The following is an 18,030-nucleotide window of genomic DNA, read 5'->3' as shown; positions in this document are numbered from 1 at the left end:
GGTGACCGTCCCGGTCAGGACCATGGTGTCCCCGGGATGGTTGGGGGCGCCGAGCCGGATGGCGACCTTGCGGAGGACGGCCCGGGGGCCGAAGTGGTCGGTGATGTACCGGCCGACGAGCCCGTTGGTGGTGAGGATGTTCATGAAGATGTCCGGAGAGCCCTTCTCCCGGGCCAGTTCGGCGTCGTGGTGCACGTCCTGGTAGTCGCGGGAGGCGACGGCCCCGGCGACGATCAGGGTGCGGGTGATCGGGATCCGCAGCGGCGGCAGTTCGTCCCCGGGCTTCATCACAGGTCCCCTTCCGCGAGCAGGTCGCCGAGTTCGGCGAGGAGTTCGGTGCCGCAGCCGAGGTACGCGTCGAGCTGCCGGCCCCACAGGAAGTGCCGGTGGACGGGGTGGTCGAGGTCCGCGCCCATGCCGCCGTGGAGGTGCTGTCCGGCGTGCACGACCCGCTTGCCCGCCTCGGAGGCCCACCAGGCGGCGGTCAGGGCCGCCCCGGCGGCGTCGAGGCCCTCGTCGAAGCGCCAGGCGGCCTCGTAGGCGGTGACCCGGATGGCCTCGGTGTCCATGTGGGCGTCGGCGGCGCGCAGTTGCACCGCCTGGTGGGTCGAGAGCGGCCGCCCGAACTGCTCGCGTACGGAGGTGTACTCCACGGCCCTGGCGAGGGACCCGGCGCACACCCCGGCCTGGAGCCCGGCGAAGGCGATCCGCGCGGCGGCGAGCACGTCGTCGTGGGCCCCGGCCCCGGTGCCGCCGAGGCGCTCCCCCGGCGTCCCGTCGAGGACGAGCCGGGCGGCGGCCCAGGGCGCGGTGAGCTCGACGGCCTCGACGGCGGCCGCGTCCTCGGTGCGGACGAGCCACAGGGCCCGGTCCCCGTCCGGTACGAGGACGTGGGTGGCGTCCCTGAGCCACGGCACCCACTCCACGGCCCCGCTGAGCCGCCCGGCGCGTGAGGAGACGGCTCCCGGCGCCGGGAAGGCGCCCGTCACCACCGACGTGCCGTCGCGGAGGCCGGGCAGGAGCCGGGCGCGCTGCTCCTCCGTACCGTGCCGGGCGACGGCGAGGATCCCGTACACACAGCTCGCGGCGAACGGCACCTGCGCCGTCCTGCGCCCCTGCTCCTCCAGGAGCAGGACCAGGCCGAGCAGGCCGGTCTCCTCGACGGCGCCCGGGAGCCCGGCCGCGCAGAGCGCCTTCCAGAGCTCGGCGTCGGTGCCGGTCCCGGCGGCCCGGAGCCGCTCGTGGGTGGCGAGGTCGGCGAAGATCCGCCCGGCGAGCTCCCGGGCGGCCTCCTGCTCCTCGGTGGGGGTGAAGTCCATGTCAGTCCTCCCCGCCCGCGCGGAAGACGGGAAGCTCAAGCTCCTCGTCGACCCGCAGGAACTCAAGGCGTACGGGCATCCCGATCCGCACCTTGTCGTACGGCACCCCCACCACGTTGCTGATCATCCGCACGCCCTCGGCGAGCTCGATCAGCCCGACCGCGTACGGACCCGCCGCGTCAGCGGAATGATCGGACACGGTGAAGGCGGGGAAGGACGGGTGGTGCATCACCACGTACGAGTAGACGGTCCCCTCGCCACTCGCCTCGACGGTGTCCCACTCCCGCGAACCGCACTCGGCGCACCCCGGCAGCCAGGGGAACCGCAGGGCCGCGCACTCGCCGCAGCGCTGGATGAGCAGCCGGTGCGCGGCCACGCCCTCCCAGAAGCCGGCGTTGTCCCGGTTGACGACGGGCCGGGGGCGACGGGGCTTCTCGGCCTCGGGGGACGGCCGGGCGGCGGGGGCGTACTTGAGGATGCGGAAGCGGTGCGTGCCCGCGAGTTCGCCGCCCGCCCGGACGTCCGTCCTGGTCGTCACGAAGTGCCCGGTGCCGAGCTTGGTGGTCTTGCGCTCCGACACGGACTCGATGACGGTGTCGAAGCCGATCTCGTCGCCCGGGCGGAGCGGCCGCAGGTACTCCTGCTCGCAGTCGGTCGCGACGACCGAGGTGTATCCGGCGCCGTCGAGGAGGGCGAACAGCTCCTCGTGCGCCGACGAGCGGCCGGTGTGCCCGGAGAGCCCGCCCATCGTCCAGGCCTGGAGCATCGTCGGGGGCGCGACGGCGTCCGGCCCGGTGTAGGCGGGGTGGGCGTCCCCCATGGCCTCGCACCAGTGCCTGATCATCGGCAGGTTGACCGGGTCCTTGCCGGTCCCGGCGGTGGCGGCGGGCCGCCCGACGAAGGCCACGAGCCGCTCGTACAACGCATCGGCCGCATCCGTACCGCTGTCCATACGGCTGTCCGTACCGCTGCCCGTCCCGCTGTCCGTACGACTGTCCGTCCCGCTCATCGCCGCCCCCTCGCCTTCATGCCGAGCCGCATCCTCGCGACGATCTCGCGCTGCACCTCGCTCACCCCTCCCCCGAAGGTGTTGATCTGCGCGGCCCGGTTCATCCGCTCCAGCTCACCGCCGTCGAACTCCCCCGGCGATCCGGCCCGCACCGTCCCCGGCCCGCCCGCGATCTCCTGACAGATGCGATAGACCTCCACCGCCGATTCGGTACCGGCGAACTTCACGCCGCTCGCGTCCCCCGGGGCCAGCCGGCCGGCCCCCACGTCACCCACCAGACGCCAGTTCAGCAGGCGGGTCGCGGCCAGCCGGGCGTGTGCCTCGGCGGCCCTGATCCGGACCCACGGCTCGTCGATGCGACGCCGGCCCGTCACCGGATCGGGGGTGCGCGCCCGGTCGAGGACGGCCGTGAAGAAGTCCTCGGCCTGCATGCCGATCGCGGCGAGCGCGACCCGCTCGTGGTTGAGCTGGCTGGTGATGAGGCCCCAGCCGCCGTGCTCGGGCCCGACGAGATTGCCCGCGGGGACGCGTATCCCGTCGTAGTACGTGGCGGTCGTCGTCAGCCCGCCCACCGTCTCGATCGGGGTCCAGGAGAAACCGGGGGAGTCGGTGGGGACGAGGACGATGGAGATGCCCCGGTGCGGCGGCGCGTCGGGGTCGGTGCGGCAGGCGAGCCAGATCCAGTCGGCGTTCTGGGCGTTGGAGGTGAAGATCTTCTGCCCGTCGATCAGCCAGGAGTCCCCGTCGCGTACGGCCCGGGTACGGAGCGAGGCGAGGTCGGTGCCGGCCTCGGGTTCGCTGTAGCCGATGGCGAAGACGGCCTCGCCGCGCAGGATCCGGGGCAGGAAGAAGGCCTTCTGCTCCTCGGTGCCGTACGCCATGAGCGTGGGGCCGACGGTGTTGAGGGTGACCATCGAGACGGGGGCGCCCGCGCGGTACGCCTCGTCGAAGAAGACGAACTGCTCGTCGGGCCCGCGGCCCTGCCCTCCGTACTCCTCGGGCCAGCCGAGGCCGAGGAGCCCGTCGTCGCCGATCCGGCGGAGCAGCCGCCGCTGGGCGGCGGTGTCGGCGGCGGGCGGCGGGCCGTCGGGCATCACGTCCCGGAAGTACGCGCGGAGTTCGGCGCGCAGCCGTAGCTGCCGCTCGGTCGGGGCGAGGTGCACGGCGACGGCCTCCCGTGGGACGACTGAGATTTCTGACTGTCCGTCAGATACGGGATCCCTGTCAAGGTCGGCGCCGCGCGCGAAAGGCCGCGCGCGAAAACGCGACGGCCCGCACGCCGGTACCGAAGTACCGATGTGCGGGCCGTCGTTCACACCACGGTCACGCCCCCCGTCGGGCCGGTGCCCATGCCGCGGGTCACCACCACGGGACGAAGTTCACCACGTTGTTGGACTGGTCGATGTGGGTGAAGGCGGAGCCGTTCACACTCGCCGTGTTGTTCTGGTTGGAGGCACCGGAACCGGTCGCGACCTGCTGCGTCGTGGTCGAGTTGCCGAGGTTGTGCCCGCCGACACCGCTGCCGATGATCGTGGCGACGCTCGTGTTCGATCCGTCGTCCGCGAAACCGCCGTTGTCGGCCTGGGCCACCCCGGTGAAGAGCGCGGCGGCGAGGGGCAGGGCGGCGGCAGCGGCGAGGATGCGGGCGGTACGGATGCTTGCCATGTCTGTTCCTCCGGGAACTGAAAGCTGATGCTGTTGCACGGAACTGCTCTACGGAACTTCGGAACTTCTCTGAAGTACGGCCATTTCCAAGGCGGTTGGCCGACCGCCTCGGTCGTTCGTGCTCGACGTCGCGAATCCAGAGTTGCCCACCGAATCCCCGGCGAACCACCCCGGAGCGACCGATTCCCCCGCAAGCGTGAGGACAAGCCGATAAACCCCGGCGGTACGAGAAAGCCGCAGCTCACACGGGTGGAGGAGGTCGGTGCGGGGTCCGGAGGGCGGCACGGCCGGTGCGCCGCAAGGGAGGAAGCGTTCCGGCAGATTTTCCGCCGATCCTTCTCTCGGAAGGACGCCACGGCGCGTCTTCGCCCCGGAGGAATCGAACGCATCGACCGACGAAGAGAATGCGTTCGCCCGCGAAATCCGTACCGCCGCCCGGAGAGCTACGCGGCATCCCCCACGGCCGCCTCGAAAGCCGCGTACGCCGCCGCGTCGAAGAGGACGAAGCGGACCTCCTCGACCCCGGTACGGGCCGCCCGTACCGTCTCCACGGCGATCCGGGCGCCGTCCGCCATCGGCCAGCCGTAGATCCCGGTGGAGATGGCCGGGAACGCGACCGTACGGGCCCCCAACTCGTCGGCGACCCGCAGCGATTCCCGGTAGCAGGAGGCCAGCAGCTCGGAGCGGTCCTCGTCCCGCGACCAGACCGGGCCGACCGTGTGGATCACGTACCGGGCCGGCAGCCGTCCGGCCGTGGTCGCCACGGCCTGCCCGGTCGGCAGCCCCTTGCCGTAGTGCGACCGCCGCAGGTCCTGACAGGCGGCGAGGATCTCCGGCCCGCCCCGCCGGTGAATGGCTCCGTCGACTCCCCCGCCCCCGAGGAGCGAGGAGTTCGCGGCGTTGACCACCGCGTCCGCCGCCTCGGCGGTGATGTCTCCCTGGACGAGTACGACGCGCATCTCAGACCCCTGTCTCCGGATTTCCGGACCCTACCGGCCCGTCCGCGGCGGGAGCGGCCGCTTTACCACCTCTCCGGACCGGAAACCCCCGCCCGGAGCCGCCGGCGGCCCCTGCACGGGACGGATGCATACGTACGGGCTGACACCGCTGGAAGCGACGTCACGCGTACGGGTGGGTGTCGGGCCGCTGCGGCCCGGCTCCGCGGCGGCCGCTCCGAGGGACGCGCGCCGGCGGATCGGATCGGGCGGGGAAAGCGAAATACCCGGGCCAGAAGGCGTTTCCGACCCTCAATCGATCAACGCTGTGTGCGTGTCTAACCCCCAAGGCGACGCCTAAATTGTTCAGAATGTCACCTACTGCCCCAGTTGAAACCGCGCGGTTTCATTGCCTAGGAGCGTGTCATGCAGATTCGCAGGTGGCTCCCGGACCAGCCCACTCTCATCGGCCGCCACGACTGGCCGGACGAGGACGGCGAGGGCACCCATCTGCGGCTCCGGGCCGGCTCCATCGTCGTGCTCGACCGACGGGCGTGGCGCGTCCTGGAGATCACCGGTTACCCCGGCAACTCCTGGCCGAAATCCTATGAGAAGGCGTGGCGCGACCACGTGGAGCTGTGGTGGCACGCCAACGAACTGCGGCGGGCCGACAACCAGGCGTTCAAACCGGCCCCCGATCGCGCCGAGTTCTACCGACGACCGGTGGTGCTCGTCCTGCGCGACGAGAACCTGCCCCGGTCGGCGGTGAAGCACTGGTGCGCCCCCGCCAGCCTGGACTGGCCGGTCCTCCCCGAGCACTACGCCGTCTGCCGGGCCTGCGGCGAACTGCCGCCCTGCCACCACGGGGAGTACAGCCCGGAGGGCGGCCCCCGGCATCCGGAGCAGAACGGCGGCATCCCGCTCATCGTGCCGGAGGGCTGCTGCATGGGCTGCGCCGAGCAGATCAAGCCCCGCATGCGGACCGTGCGTTTCCCCGGACCCAACCTCTGGTACCCGGACCTCGGCGACGACACCGCGGTCTTCCACGCCCGCTCCTCCTGCGAGGACCAGGTGGAGTACTACCGCGCGCAGTGGCAGAGCGAGTACGCCCAGCCCGCCGCGCACCCGACCACGCCGGCGTTCCCGGGCTTCGACCACCTGGTCCTGCCCCGCGCCCGCCAGTCCCAGCCCCCGGTCCCGCAGCACGACCAGGTCCCGGCCCCGCAGCACGGGCAGGCTCAGGTCCCGCAGCACGGCCAGGCGCCGACCCCGATCCCGCAGCACGGCCAGGCCCCGGCCCCGATCCCGCAGCACGGCCAGGCGCCGACCCCGGCCCCGGCCCCGCAGCACGGCCAGGACCACTTCGCGGCCCCGCAGCAGCACGTACGGGAGGAGGCGCGCGCCTCCCTGACCGTCGGCTCCGGCACCTTCTCGCCGTCCTTCGACGGCTACCGGACGACGGAGCCCGAGCCGTACTCCTCGGCCCCTCCGCCTCCCCCGCAGAGCACGGCACCCGCGGCCGCCCCCGTACCCGCGGCCCTTCCCGTACCCGCCGGGGACGCCGGCCCCGCCGTCCGGGCCGCGGAAGAGCTGAGCCGCTCCCTCACCGACCGCCCGGTCTTCCACAACGCGGAGCAGGCGGCCCGGGTGATCGAGGAACTCACCGCGGCGGTCCGCAACATCGCCCTCTGCCTGAACAACCCCCAGGCCCGCAGCCACCCCTGAACCCACTGCACCCCTGAACCCACTGCACCCCTGAACCCACCCGAGCCCCTGACCGTCCATCCGGTCAGGGGCCGTTCGTCTGCGGTGGGTTCCTACTCGGGCCCGCCGGTCTGCTCACGGTCGTTCCCCAGCTGCTCCTTGAGCTTCTCCTGGGCCGTGTCGACCTGGCCGCTGTACTTGCCCTGGGTCTTCCCGTCGACGAAGTCGCCCGCCTTGTCGATGCCGGTTCCAGCCTGACTCTCGTGGCCCTTCAGCATCTGCTTGAGCTTGTCCATCACAGACATCGCGGCTCTCCTTGCCGGTGGATTCGCCCTTTACAGAATCGCCGCTGCTCGCACGGTCCGCATCTCCTGGGACCCGATCGTGGCCTTCCCCTCGCGTCGCCTCGCCGGTGCACGCCCGGTCCGCCGGGGCGGCCCAGTCGCCGGAGGAGGATCGAGAACCGGGCTACGGGGGAGGCAGGTTGACGCAGAGGGCGGTCCCCGGATTCCGGGGACCGCCCTCTGAACTGCTGCTTCTCCGACCTGCTGCGGTGGGTGTGGGATTTGAACCCACGGTGACTCTCGCCACGACGGTTTTCAAGACCGACTGGCGTACAGCAGTCACCCCCCATCTGACCTGCACGTTCCCCGGGCCGGGACCTCTATGCGACCGCTCTGGCCCACACATGGCCCACGAGACCCCGAAACAGCCCCTTCCCGGGGCTTCCTCCGCTGTCCACTCGCGACCGGCATCCGGGGCCGGGCGATCCCCGGAAGAGAGGTTCACATGGCCCAGTCATCTGCTCTGCTCCCCCGATACGCTGGCTACCACCAGCCGACGATCCGGGAGAGTGCGCCAAGGATGGGACCCAAGACGCAGAGGGTCTACGAGACGATTCGATCGTGGATCGAGTCGGGCCGCTACGGCCCGGGCGAGAAGCTGCCGTCCGAGCGGACGCTGACCGCCGAGCTTGAGATCGGTCGTACCGCGCTGCGTCAGGTACTCGCACGTCTGGCGAACGAGCACTTCATCAAGGCCCACGACCGCAGCTCGTACCGCGTCCTCGGCGGGGAGAGTGTCCCGACGCCGGCGGAGATGGAGCCGTGGAAGATCCACGGCTCACGCCACGTCTACGAGAACCGCTGGGTGAATCTGGACCTGGTCGACGTCGAGCCTCCCGGCGTCGAGCGCTTCGAGCATCACGTCGTCCGGCTCTTCCGCGTAGCCATCACCGCCGTGATCGACGACCAAGACCGCGTGCTCATGCTGTGGCGCTACCGCTTCGTGCCGGAACAGTGGGGGTGGGAGCTGCCCGGCGGGATCGTGGACGCGGGCGAGGACGCCGCCACCACGGCGGCCCGCGAGACCGAGGAAGAAACGGGCTGGCGTCCCGGCCCCGTCGAGCACGTCGTCAGCTATCAGCCGATGATCGGGATGGTCGACTCGCCGCACGAGATCTTCGTGGCCCGTGGGGCTGAGAAGGTCGGCGAGCCGACCGACGCCGAGGAGGCGGGCGAGATCGCCTGGATCCCCCTCGCCGACATCCCGCGCCTCATGTCCGAGGGCAAGCTCATGGGGTCGGGCACGCTCGTGGCCCTGCTCCACATCCTGGCGTCCCGGACTAGAGGCGACCGGTAAGGAGTTCCACCCGCCGGCGGAACCGCACGGAGCCCGTGCGGTTCGCCAGCAACCTGGCCTTCTGAAGATGGGACCGCGCGTCGTCCAGCTCTCCCCGGGCCAGGTGCGCCTGGGTGAGGTCGCAGTACAGCCCGGAGTTCGCGCGCACAAAGGAATCGTCGGCGCTGTCGAGCGACGCGTACAGCTCCTCCATCGCTGAGGCGTCGCCGAGCTTGGCGAGAACGTTCCCGCGCCACCGCGTCAGGTGACCGGTGTTGAGGAAGATGCTCAGCATGTCGGCGTCGCGCGTCTCGCCGTCATCGGGGAGGAGCGCGGTCGCCCGCTCAAGTGCCGACCGCGCCGCCGACTCCATCTCGGGCCCAGCGGCGGCGCACAGCTCAGCTTCGGCGGCGGCCAGCCACGCCCGCAGCCGCGGCGACTGACGCTCGGGTTGGGTGCGCTGCGCGTCTCGTACCAGCTCCACCGCGAGCTGAGGTCGGCCGGCCTCCGCGAGTACATACGCCTGCTCGCCCATGGCGTGTGCCAGGTAGAGCGGGGAGTCGGCATCCTGGGCTGCCTTCTTGGCAAGCTCGTACCTTCGCCATGCCCGATCCACGGCACCAGCGTCCAGTGCCTGCCACGCAGCGAGGGTGGAGGCTCCTGCGAGGGCCGTCGCGATGGGCCTCCGCATCCCCGGCAGTACGGCGAAGGTGAGCGCCTCCTCCATGGCCGCTAGGTGGCCGTTCATCTGGTCGACCAAGCCGGTCGCACCCATCTGGCGGTCCATGGTGCGGAGCAGCTCGGTCTGGGCCAGGAACGACGGGACCATGGACTCGCTCAGACTGCCCGCCGCATCGATTCGACTGAGCAGGTCCGCGTATCCGTCCGCCTGCGGCTCCTGCGCTTCGGTCTCGCCGCGCAGCTCGGCGTCCGTGGCGCCCAAGAGCGGCCGGAGGATCGCGGCGTATCGGTCCGTGATGGTGCGTCGGCCGTTCTCCCACTCAGAGATGTAGGTCTTAAGGCTGGCCGCTGCGGCGATGTCGAGCAGTCGTTGTTCCGCGAACCGCCGCATCTCGTGAACCAGCCGATCCTGCGACCACCCTCGCGCGGTCCGGATCGCTCTTAACCCCTTAGCCACGCCGCCTCCTGTAAAGCCCCAGGTGAGAGCTGGTTAACCCCCCTGAGGTTAACCCCAGTTGGCTACCGAGACACCCCACTCGGGCCGTTCTCTGGAGGAGCACACCGACACGCAACCCGAAGAAGGGGTTGCATCTGGTGCGCACCAGATGTCAATCTATTGGTGCGCACCAGATGGGCCACAAAGGCTCGGACGGCGTGTGTTCAAGGCGGGGACGCTGCGATCCCGCTGAAGGCCAGAGGACAGGGCTTCGGCCCGACTGGCGAGGTGGCCCGGTGACCGCGAGCAACGGCCGGAGGGTGGGGACGCAGGTCCCCCTTGCAGTGCTTGTCCCGATCAGATCGACCCGAGGGGGTCTCGATGTACCGACGAAGACTTTGGGCGCGCCGTTCGTGCTGGACCGGCACGGCGGCAGCGCCCTCCGCGTCCTCCTGATCCGCCGCTTCGGCGCACCGGACTATCCGGTGATTCGCGGATGTCAGGTCACCTGCGCAGCGGTGCTGCGGCCGGTTGCCTCCTCCGCCCGTCCGGGCCCCTCGTGGGGCGCCGTACGGGCGGGGTTGAAGGGAGCCGGAACACCTGGTTCCAACGGCGAGACCCCCCGGTGTTCGAGCACCGGGGGGTCGGTTCGGGCCGTTCCTGTCTGAGAGGAACACACCCAATGAAGTCCATCGCTGCACTTCAGGCCGTTGTTACGGCCACCCCGTTCGACGGTGAGCCGTCGGACGCGGAGCTGGACGCGATCGAGCAGGAGATGCCGCTGATCCTGGCGGAGATCGACCTGCTCGACGCGCAGATCATGATCCTCGACCGTCCGGCCACCGCGCTGGACGAGCGGCGGATCCGCCGGGCCCGTAACCGGGTCCTGGACGAGCGCCGGACCCTGACCAACCGCGCCGGCGTGGCGCAGGCGGGCGGTGCCGCGTGATGGCCACCGTCCCCGACCCCGCCGTTCTGCTCGACCACCGGGGCAACCTTCGCCCCACCCTGCCGGCCATGCTCGGCTACGAGGACTCCCGGCTCAGCATGGCCTTCCACGAGGCCGGTCACGCCGTGCTCGCCATGTCCTACGGCTTTCACGTGCGCTCCAGTGAGGTCGTCGCCTGGGAACCCGGGCCCGGCCGCTGGGAACTCACGGGGCTGACGACGGTCGTGACCGAGCAGGTCGTCCCGCCGTGGCGGTTCGCCGCGCAGGCCGCCGCCGGCACGGTGGCCGAGGTCCACTACCTGATGGCCTCCGGGTTGTGGACGCCGGAGCGGGCCGCCGCCTGCGACGCCGACCATGACCGCCAGCACGCCATCGACATCGCCGCCGAGACCGGTCACCGGATCGCCTGTGACCACGTTCCGGCGGGCGGGAAGTCGTGGGGGCAGGTTCGGGGCATGGCCCTGCGGAAGGTCGGCCACCTGTGGCGGGAGATCCGCACCGTGGCCCACGCCATGAACGAGCACACCAAGCTCACCGGCGAGCAGATCGCCGCCATGACCGGCCTGATCAACGCGCCGGTGCCCGGGGCGGTGGCGTGATGGGCATCCGAGACCGGATCCGCGACCTGGCGATCAACCACATGACCGACCCGAGCGGCACACCGAACCTGGCCCGGCGCGCGACGCAGGCCGCCGGAGTGCTGGCGGACACGGCCGCCGACCACAGCACCATCGCCGCCGCCGGCATCTCCCTGCTCGGCGCGACGGCCGTGGCCGCCGAAGGCGCGCTGAGCAACTACGTCTACCCGCCCGGCGACTACGCCACCTTCACCGAGGAGCCCAAGCGGCGGGGGTGGCGCCGGTGAACGCCACGGGCAAGGAGCTGAGCAAGCTCCAGCGCATCGTCCTGGGGGCGGCGTTCGTGCCGATGCTCGCCACCGGCGGCGCCGGCGGATACGGCACCTACACCAACATCAAGGCCGCCTACGGCTCCGGCACCGCTGTCGGCGCGGTCGCGGCCGGTGAGGGCGCCACCGCCGTGCTGGCGATCGTGCTGCTCGGCCTGACGCTGCTGGGGCAGTCCTCGCCGCGCGTGATCCGGGCCGGGCTGTGGGCTCTTCCCACCGCTGCGGCCGCCATGTCCGCCACCGCAGCCAAGAGTCCGGGCGAGATGGTCATCTACGCCCTGACCCCGATGGGCATGACCGCCTCCGCCGAGGGCGCCGCGTTCCTCGCCCGCCGGATCGTCGTCTACCGCGACGGCCACGACGCCGAGGCCGAAGCACACACCGCCGCGATCGTGCAGGCCCTGGCCTACCACCGGGCCCGCGCCGCGAACCACCCCGGGGAGTGGACCCGCAAGCGCTCCGAACGGGCCTCCTGGCGACTGGCCCGGAAGGTCGGCACCGGGGATCACACCCTGGGCACCCGACTGGTCGAGGTACAGCGCGACCACATCACCGCCGGTGCCGACGCGGCCCTCGCCGACATGTTCGGCGTCCCGGCCACCCCCGCCCTGGCCGCCGGACCGATCGATGAACCGGTCGCCATGACGGTGGAGCTGGAGGTCGACCGGTCTACCCGACCGATCCACCCCGCAAAGATGGAGGAACCGACCCAGACCATAACGGAACGGTCTACCTCTGACCTGCCCGTACCGGCTCTCGAACCGGCCCCGGCCGAGCGCAGCCCGTACGACCTGTTCCAGCTGGAAGAGCCCACCGGGCCCGCTTCGGCGGAGTCGACCGATCGGGTGTCCAAGCGGGTCGACGCGGCCGAGCAGGCACCGTCGGCCAAGCGGGTGACCCGCCGGGTGCCGGAGGCGGCCAAGTCGACCCAACCCCGCCGCAGCCGCGATGAACTCCTCGCCGAGGCGCGGCGGGTGACGGAGTCGTGGCCGGTGGAGAACCTGACGGCCGATCGGATCCGGCGGGCGGTTCGCACATCGCCGGAGAAGGGTCGGTGGCTGCGCGAGACCCTGCGGGCCGAGCGCGGTGAGGCGGCGTGAGCGCGATCCCCGTCTACCGGTGGCGTCTCGCGCCCGAGGGGCTGGCCACCTTCCGGCAGCTCCGCGCGCTCGGGCTGCGGCCGGCCGGTCAGCCGGTCGTGGCCCAGCTCGAACGCCCCCGCCGCCGACGCGAACCGCTCATCGCCTTCCTCTACCGCATCGACCGGGCCAAGCCCGTCCGGCCGATGACCCCGGCCAAGCGGGCGGCCCTGGCCAAGGCGAACGCGGCCCGGCGGCTCTGCCCCGAGTGCGGGCGGGACGCCGGGTACCGGATTCCTCCCTCGCTCGGCATGTGCACCCCCTGCGCCTACCCCGACACCCACGCCGTCCTCACCGAGCCGTGAACAGGGAGAACTCCATGAACGACGACCAGCTGTTCATCGACTACATGCATTCCTTCGAGGAGTCCGCCAAGCACGTCGGCATCTGCCTGGACTGCCAGGAGGGCGAGCCGTGCGCCAAGGGCGACCCCATCCACGCCGAGTTCACCCGACTCCAGGACGCCTGGACGGAGAAGGTCCGAGCCGAAGGGAAGCAGCCGTGAACAACCTGCCCGAGCCGCTCCGGGTCGTACAGCTCCCGGACGGCACCTACACCTACGCCGACCACCTCCCCACCCCGATCCAGCCCGCGCCGGTGCCGCAGGTGGTCCACCAGCACATCCACCAGGCGCCGCCGGACCGCACCGTCCAGCGCATCGCGCTCGGCTCCGGGATCGGCGCCGGCACGGTCGCCGCCGGGGTCTACTTCGGCCCCCTGCTGGTCGGCGCGCTGACCGCGATCGCGGCGAACCTGGCCCTGCTCGCGTTCCTGGCCGCCGTCCTGTCCTGGGGTGTCGTGAGCGTCGTGAGGTCGGTCGGCGGCCCGGACGGCAAGGCCGCCGCCAAGACCCTGGCCAAGACCCGTAAGCGCCGCCGCTGACGCCTGCCTGCGATCCCCGCCCGGTGCGGGGGTCGTGGGGAGTCGGGACAGCCCCGGCCCCGGAAGGGACCCCCGTGACCAGCCGCGAGTACCGCGAGAAGGCGGAGAAGCTGCTCCGCAACGCCCTCTTCGGCGGCCACCCCAGCCCGGCCGCGATCGAGGAGGCCGCCGTGTGGGCCCGCCTCGCCCAGGCCGCCGCCACCACCGAAGCCGCCGCCAACGCCCAGACCAGCGAGGAGAAGTAGCCATGGCCGACACCCCGAAGCTGACCGCCGGAGAGAAGACGAAGGTCGCCTGGTACGTCGCCCGCATGTGCAAGCGCGGCATCGCCGGCGAGTCCGTCTACCAGGGCGACCTGGAGAAGAAGGTCGACCGCGTCATCGACAAGGCCCGCGAGCGCGCCGAGAAGAACGCCAAGAAGGACAAGCGCAAGTAGCTGTGCCCCGGGGCGGCCGACAGCCGCCAAGCATCCCGACCGCCCCGGGCCCATCTGTTCCCTCACGAAGAGAGGACGCTTCAGTGAAGCACCCCGACGACGACCACGACCTCTTCGTCCGCCTGGAAGCGGAGATGACCGCCGACCGGCCGGCCGACCACGGCGCCGAGGTAGTCGACCTTGACAAGGCCCGCGCCGCCCGGACCACCGACCCGGCCGAACCGGAGCCGGAGACCGGTCGGGTGGTGGTCGACCAGCCCACCCCGGTCGCGGCCGGTCCCGGGTACCTCGGCCGGCTGGCCGGAGCCAAGCGCCGGGAGGTCATCCCGGTCTGGCTGCGGTCCACCGCTGAACTCCGCACCGCTGCCGGATGGGTGGCCCGCCACTACACCCACACCGTCAGCTACCACGCGCTGCGCGCCCCCATCTACGCCGCCCGGCTCGCGCTTCAGTCGCCGGTCGGCGCGGCCCGGTTCATCGGCGGTGCGATGCGGTGGGTGACCGATCGCGAGGGCGAGGCGGTCCGGCTCGCCGCCGTGCGGCGCGAGGACGCCGCCGAGTACCTGCGGCTGTCCGCGCAGCGCGACAGCCGGGTGAAGCTGCGCGGCATCATCGCCGCCCTCGCCCTGTTCACCGGCCTGACGACCGCGCTCGCCATCTACGTCCTCGCCCCCGGCTGGGTGCAGGCGGTCTCGGTGGGCACGGTCCTGCTCGCTCTCGGCGCGGCCGGCCGCAAGGCGGACAGCCCGGTCGTCCACCGCGCGGTGGAGCTGCCGCGGGCGACGAAGCTGACCTCCGACATCGTGCTGCGCGCCCTCGGAGCGCTCGGCATCCCCGCGATCAACCAGGCGCAAGGCAAGGGCCGGGACGGGTTCGAGTTCACCGCCCCGATCACCCGCGACGGCCCCGGCTGGCGCGCCGAGGGCAACCTCCCCTACGGCGTCACGGTCACCGACGTCATCGAACGCCGCGAACGTCTCGCCTCCGGCCTGCGCCGCCCCCTCGGCTGCGTGTGGCCCGAGCCCGCCTCCGAGGAACACCCCGGCCGCATGGTCCTGTGGGTCGGCGACCAGGACCTCACCAAGGCGAAGAAGCCCGCCTGGCCGCTCGCCAAGTCCGGGTCGGTGGACCTGTTCCGGCCCGTGGCCTACGGCACCGACCAGCGCGGCCGCTGGGTCGACGTCACCCTGATGTACATCGCCGGTGTGATCGGTGCGATCCCCCGCATGGGCAAGACGTTCCTGCTGCGACTGCTGCTGCTCATCGCCGCGCTCGACCCCCGGGCCGAGGTCCACACCTACGACATGAAGGGCACCGGCGACCTCGACCCGGTCGGCAACGCCGTCTCCCACCGGCACGCCGCCGGCGACGACGACGAGACCATCGAGTACGCGCTCGCCGACTTCCGCGCGCTGCGCGAGGAGCTGCGCCGCCGCACCGGCGTGATCCGCTCCCTGCCGCGCGACATCTGCCCGGAGAACAAGGTCACCTCCCAGCTCGCCGACATGACCTCGCTCGGGCTGCACCCGATCGTGGTCGGCGTGGACGAGTGCCAGGTGCTCTTCGAACACGCCGCGCACGGCAAGGAGTTCGAGGAGATCGCCACCGACCTGGTCAAGCGCGGCCCCGCGACCGGGATCGTACTGCTGCTCGCCACCCAGCGGCCCGACGCGAAGTCGCTGCCCACGGGCATCTCGGCGAACGCCGGCGCCCGCTGGTGCCTGAAGGTCATGGGCCAGACCGAGAACGACATGGTCCTCGGCACCTCCGCCTACAAGCGGGGCGTGCGGGCCACCATGTTCGCCTGGGGCGACAAGGGCATCCACTACTTCGTGGGCGAGGGCTCCGACGCGAGGATCGTCTCCTCCGTCTACGTCGACGCCCCCGGCGCCGAGGCGATCGCCGCCCGGGCCCGCACCGCCCGCGAGAAGGCCGGACTCCTCACCGGCTACGCCATGGGCGAGGCGCCGGAGGTGGTGACCGGACCGGCCTACGATCTGCTCGCCGACATCCTCGCCGTCGTCCCCGCCGCCGAGACCAAGGTGTGGTCCGAGACCGTCGTGGCCCGGCTCGCCGAGCTGCGCCCGGACGTCTACGGCGGATGGGAGCCCGACGCGCTGGCCGCCGCGCTCAAGCCGCACGGCATCGCCACCGGCCAGGTCGGCCGCCGGGTGGAGGGCAAGGTCGTCAACCGGCGGGGCATCACCCGCGCCCACCTCACCACCATCGTCGCGGAGCGTGACGGAAAGCGGGACGCGGGCTGAGGCTCCGGGGCCGCTAGCGCTAGCGGCATCCCCCGCTAACGTTAGCGGCTCCGCTAGCGCCCCAAACCTGCTCTGATCAGGCCGCTAGCGGATAGCGGCCCACCTGCGAAAACCCCTGGAAACCGCCTGGGAGGGCCCTTCATGACCCCCGCCCTGCTCGCTATCGCCTGCCTGCTCGCCGTCACCCTCGGTTATGCGGCGAAGTGTGCGGCCTCGCCGTTCGGTGACTGCCGCACGTGCCACGGCATGGGCCACCTGACCCGAACCGACCGCAAGGGACGACCCAAGCGCGGCAAGGACTGCCGCCGCTGCCAGGCCACCGGCAAACGCATCCGCGTCGGCCGCTGGCTCTACAACCGCGCCTCCCGCACCTACCGCGCCGGCACCCGCTGACCCCCGCCCACCCTCAGCCGAACGGAGCCCACTAACCGTGGCCATAACCGTCTCGCTCGTCGCCCTCTTCGGACTCGTCCTGTTCTTCCTGCTCCGCTCCAAAACCCTCGGCCCCGGCTCCGCGTTCATCGCCGTGATGTTCGGGTTCTTCCTCGCCTCCACCGGCGCCTCCAAGCCCATCAACCAGCTCACCGAGAGCGTCATCGACGCCCTCTCCAGCCTCTGAGGAGAACCACTGTGTCCGAGACCGCCCAGCACGAGACCGGATCCGTCACCAACCCCTTCTGGCCCTACCTCAACCACGACGTCCGCCGCGAGCTGTGCGACATGGCCCGCGAGGCCCGCTACAGCGTCACCCCGGCCGACCTCCGCCCGGTCCTCGCCACGTTCCACGACCCCGCCAACAGCGCCACGGGCCTGCTCGCGCTCTTCGCCCAGATCTTCCGCGAGCTCAGCGGCAACCTGGACGAGCAGACCCCCCACCACAAGGCGGTGCGCGAGGCCCTCGACCAGGCCGCCACCCACATCGCCGACACCGCCGCCCAGCACATCGCCACCGCGCTCGACCTTCTGACCCGGCCCACCGCGCAGGACTGGCCGACACCCGAGCAGGCCTACGCCAAGGCCCCGTCCACCATCAGCGAGATCGGCTGGACCGCCCGCACCGCCGCCGAGCGGCCGTTCGGCAGCGAGACGAGCCGGGAGTTCTGGCTCCGCAAGGCCGCCCTCCTCGACCGCATCGCCCTCGCCGACGAGCACGTCGGCGAGCCCGGCGACGCCACCGAAGCCGCCGACCGGGCCGCACGGCGCCTCATGGACGTCGACGACGCGGCCGTCATCTGCGACCCCCGCCACTACGTCCGCCAGCAGTACGCCCGCTGGATCACCCACCAGTAGCTACGCCGAGGGCGGCCCCCTCTCGCCAAAGACCGGGGCCGCCCTCGCCTGCCAGCACTGCCTAGAGAACTGGAGACACCCAGCATGACCCATCCGATCCCGATCCGGCGAGACGCCCGGACCGGACGTCACCTCGCCACCGCCCTGCACCTCGCAGCGGGCTACATGCCGGTGCTGCCGCTGCGGGCCGGGAAGGGCCCGTTCGGCAACTGCCCCGACTGCACCGAGAACGCGTGCGGCGGCCGGCCGAACATGAAGACCCCCGGGCCCTGTGCCTGCCCCCGGCCGTGCCACGCGTGGGCCGCCGCCACCGCCGACCCGCACATCATCAAGTCGGCCGCGTGGGCAAACGCATGGCGGCAGTCCGTCGGCGTCGCCTATCACCCGGGCGGCGCCGGGGTCACCGTGGTCGACCTGGACGACGCCGACGCCGTCGACTGGGCCCGCGCCACGCTGCCGCCGACCCGCACGGTCACCACGACGCGCGGGGAGCACTGGGTTTACCGGGGAACGATGCCCTCCGCCAACCACGTCCGTGACGGTGTCGACATCAAGTCCCTCATGGCCTACGCCCGGTGGCTCGGCCCCGGCGCCGGAACGATGGCGGTGCTGCCGCCGGCCGTCCTCGCGCTCGTCGAGAGGGAAGAGACCACCCGGCCCGGGGAGGCGGTGGACTCTTCCTCCCTGGCCCGCGCCCGGTGGGACCGAAGCGTGGCCACCGGCTGCCGCCACACCGAGGGGTACGTCCGCACCGGGCTGGAGCGCGGTCTCGCGCACGTCAGGGCCCGCACCGA

Annotated in this window: 24 protein-coding genes and 1 tRNA gene; 16 read left to right on the top strand and 9 right to left on the bottom strand. The window is 71.8% G+C overall.

Features of this window, described 5'->3' with window-relative positions:
• The 6 genes from CCN56_RS31035 to CCN56_RS31010 form a co-directional block, all read right to left on the bottom strand.
• Positions 1-288, bottom strand: a 288-nt coding sequence (locus CCN56_RS31035) for a MaoC/PaaZ C-terminal domain-containing protein (protein WP_086831250.1), incomplete at its 3' end; no start/stop codon positions are given.
• Complete coding sequence (locus CCN56_RS31030; protein ID WP_086831249.1) at positions 288-1,319, bottom strand: acyl-CoA dehydrogenase family protein; 1,032 nt, start codon at positions 1,317-1,319, stop codon at positions 288-290. The genes CCN56_RS31030 and CCN56_RS31035, both read right to left, overlap by 1 nt.
• Position 1,320: 1 nt before the next feature.
• Complete coding sequence (locus CCN56_RS31025; protein ID WP_256962264.1) at positions 1,321-2,271, bottom strand: bifunctional MaoC family dehydratase N-terminal/OB-fold nucleic acid binding domain-containing protein; 951 nt, start codon at positions 2,269-2,271, stop codon at positions 1,321-1,323.
• 53 nt (positions 2,272-2,324) lie between these two features.
• Positions 2,325-3,491, bottom strand: coding sequence for an acyl-CoA dehydrogenase family protein (locus tag CCN56_RS31020; RefSeq protein ID WP_086831247.1), 1,167 nt, complete (start codon positions 3,489-3,491; stop codon positions 2,325-2,327).
• Positions 3,492-3,687: 196 nt separating this feature from the next.
• Positions 3,688-3,993, bottom strand: coding sequence for a hypothetical protein (locus CCN56_RS31015; protein ID WP_041130262.1), 306 nt, complete (start codon positions 3,991-3,993; stop codon positions 3,688-3,690).
• A 443-nt stretch (positions 3,994-4,436) separates the two neighbouring features.
• On the bottom strand, positions 4,437-4,952 hold the full coding sequence (locus tag CCN56_RS31010) for an O-acetyl-ADP-ribose deacetylase (protein ID WP_086831246.1): 516 nt from the start codon (positions 4,950-4,952) through the stop codon (positions 4,437-4,439).
• Positions 4,953-5,354: 402 nt separating this feature from the next.
• Here CCN56_RS31010 and CCN56_RS43535 point away from each other — a divergent pair, with 402 nt between their 5' ends.
• Positions 5,355-6,653, top strand: coding sequence for a hypothetical protein (locus CCN56_RS43535; RefSeq protein ID WP_086831245.1), 1,299 nt, complete (start codon positions 5,355-5,357; stop codon positions 6,651-6,653).
• A 92-nt stretch (positions 6,654-6,745) separates the two neighbouring features.
• Here the strand turns inward: CCN56_RS43535 and CCN56_RS31000 are convergent, their stop codons facing one another.
• Together CCN56_RS31000 and CCN56_RS43530 are read right to left on the bottom strand one after the other, a co-directional pair.
• Positions 6,746-6,937, bottom strand: coding sequence for an antitoxin (locus tag CCN56_RS31000; RefSeq protein ID WP_086831244.1), 192 nt, complete (start codon positions 6,935-6,937; stop codon positions 6,746-6,748).
• 246 nt (positions 6,938-7,183) lie between these two features.
• Positions 7,184-7,267: transfer RNA gene (locus CCN56_RS43530), tRNA-Ser, on the bottom strand.
• A 229-nt stretch (positions 7,268-7,496) separates the two neighbouring features.
• On the opposite strand from CCN56_RS43530, the gene CCN56_RS30995 reads away from it, so the two are divergent.
• Complete coding sequence (locus CCN56_RS30995; RefSeq protein WP_086831243.1) at positions 7,497-8,273, top strand: NUDIX domain-containing protein; 777 nt, start codon at positions 7,497-7,499, stop codon at positions 8,271-8,273.
• Here CCN56_RS30995 and CCN56_RS30990 read toward each other — a convergent pair.
• Positions 8,257-9,390: a regulator gene (locus CCN56_RS30990; RefSeq protein ID WP_086831242.1), complete on the bottom strand. Its 1,134-nt coding sequence runs from the start codon at positions 9,388-9,390 to the stop codon at positions 8,257-8,259. The genes CCN56_RS30995 and CCN56_RS30990 overlap by 17 nt on opposite strands.
• 661 nt (positions 9,391-10,051) lie before the next feature.
• Between CCN56_RS30990 and CCN56_RS30985 the strand changes: the two genes are divergently transcribed.
• The 14 genes from CCN56_RS30985 to CCN56_RS30925 form a co-directional block, all read left to right on the top strand.
• Complete coding sequence (locus CCN56_RS30985) at positions 10,052-10,318, top strand: DUF6284 family protein (protein ID WP_086831241.1); 267 nt, start codon at positions 10,052-10,054, stop codon at positions 10,316-10,318.
• A complete protein-coding gene (locus CCN56_RS30980; protein WP_086831240.1) occupies positions 10,318-10,917 on the top strand; it encodes a hypothetical protein in 600 nt (199 codons plus the stop codon). Before CCN56_RS30985 ends, CCN56_RS30980 begins: the two co-directional genes overlap by 1 nt.
• A complete protein-coding gene (locus CCN56_RS30975) occupies positions 10,917-11,183 on the top strand; it encodes a hypothetical protein (protein ID WP_086831239.1) in 267 nt (88 codons plus the stop codon). The genes CCN56_RS30980 and CCN56_RS30975 overlap by 1 nt, the downstream gene beginning before the upstream one ends.
• Positions 11,180-12,325 (top strand): conjugal transfer protein, encoded by a 1,146-nt coding sequence (locus tag CCN56_RS30970; RefSeq protein ID WP_086831253.1) that lies wholly within the window; start codon positions 11,180-11,182, stop codon positions 12,323-12,325. Before CCN56_RS30975 ends, CCN56_RS30970 begins: the two co-directional genes overlap by 4 nt.
• Positions 12,322-12,669: an RRQRL motif-containing zinc-binding protein gene (locus CCN56_RS30965; protein ID WP_086831238.1), complete on the top strand. Its 348-nt coding sequence runs from the start codon at positions 12,322-12,324 to the stop codon at positions 12,667-12,669. Before CCN56_RS30970 ends, CCN56_RS30965 begins: the two co-directional genes overlap by 4 nt.
• 14 nt (positions 12,670-12,683) lie before the next feature.
• Positions 12,684-12,869 (top strand): hypothetical protein, encoded by a 186-nt coding sequence (locus tag CCN56_RS30960; RefSeq protein ID WP_086831237.1) that lies wholly within the window; start codon positions 12,684-12,686, stop codon positions 12,867-12,869.
• The gene (locus CCN56_RS30955; protein ID WP_086831236.1) at positions 12,866-13,246 is read left to right on the top strand and encodes a DUF6251 family protein; all 381 of its coding nucleotides are present in this window, start codon (positions 12,866-12,868) and stop codon (positions 13,244-13,246) included. Before CCN56_RS30960 ends, CCN56_RS30955 begins: the two co-directional genes overlap by 4 nt.
• A 74-nt stretch (positions 13,247-13,320) precedes the next feature.
• Positions 13,321-13,491 carry a hypothetical protein gene (locus tag CCN56_RS43525; protein ID WP_179200044.1) on the top strand — a complete coding sequence of 57 codons (171 nt, stop codon included), beginning with the start codon at positions 13,321-13,323 and terminating at the stop codon, positions 13,489-13,491.
• Positions 13,492-13,493: 2 nt separating this feature from the next.
• Positions 13,494-13,682, top strand: coding sequence for a DUF6257 family protein (locus CCN56_RS30950; RefSeq protein ID WP_086831235.1), 189 nt, complete (start codon positions 13,494-13,496; stop codon positions 13,680-13,682).
• A gap of 83 nt (positions 13,683-13,765) precedes the next feature.
• Entirely contained in the window at positions 13,766-15,946 is a 2,181-nt protein-coding gene (locus CCN56_RS30945; RefSeq protein WP_179200043.1) for a cell division protein FtsK, read from the top strand.
• Positions 15,947-16,087: 141 nt separating this feature from the next.
• Complete coding sequence (locus CCN56_RS30940) at positions 16,088-16,339, top strand: hypothetical protein (protein ID WP_086831234.1); 252 nt, start codon at positions 16,088-16,090, stop codon at positions 16,337-16,339.
• Between the two features lie 37 nt (positions 16,340-16,376).
• Positions 16,377-16,565: a hypothetical protein gene (locus CCN56_RS30935; protein ID WP_086831233.1), complete on the top strand. Its 189-nt coding sequence runs from the start codon at positions 16,377-16,379 to the stop codon at positions 16,563-16,565.
• Between the two features lie 11 nt (positions 16,566-16,576).
• Positions 16,577-17,236 (top strand): hypothetical protein, encoded by a 660-nt coding sequence (locus CCN56_RS43520; protein WP_179200042.1) that lies wholly within the window; start codon positions 16,577-16,579, stop codon positions 17,234-17,236.
• Between the two features lie 84 nt (positions 17,237-17,320).
• On the top strand, positions 17,321-18,030 hold a 710-nt coding region (locus CCN56_RS30925; protein WP_086831251.1), incomplete at its 3' end, for a bifunctional DNA primase/polymerase.

This window comes from Streptomyces sp. NRRL B-24572 (assembly GCF_002156145.1).
Lineage (GTDB): Bacteria > Actinomycetota > Actinomycetes > Streptomycetales > Streptomycetaceae > Streptomyces > Streptomyces vietnamensis.
The sequence above is the reverse complement of the archived record's forward strand: the minus strand, read 5'-3'. Positions and strand labels throughout refer to the sequence as shown.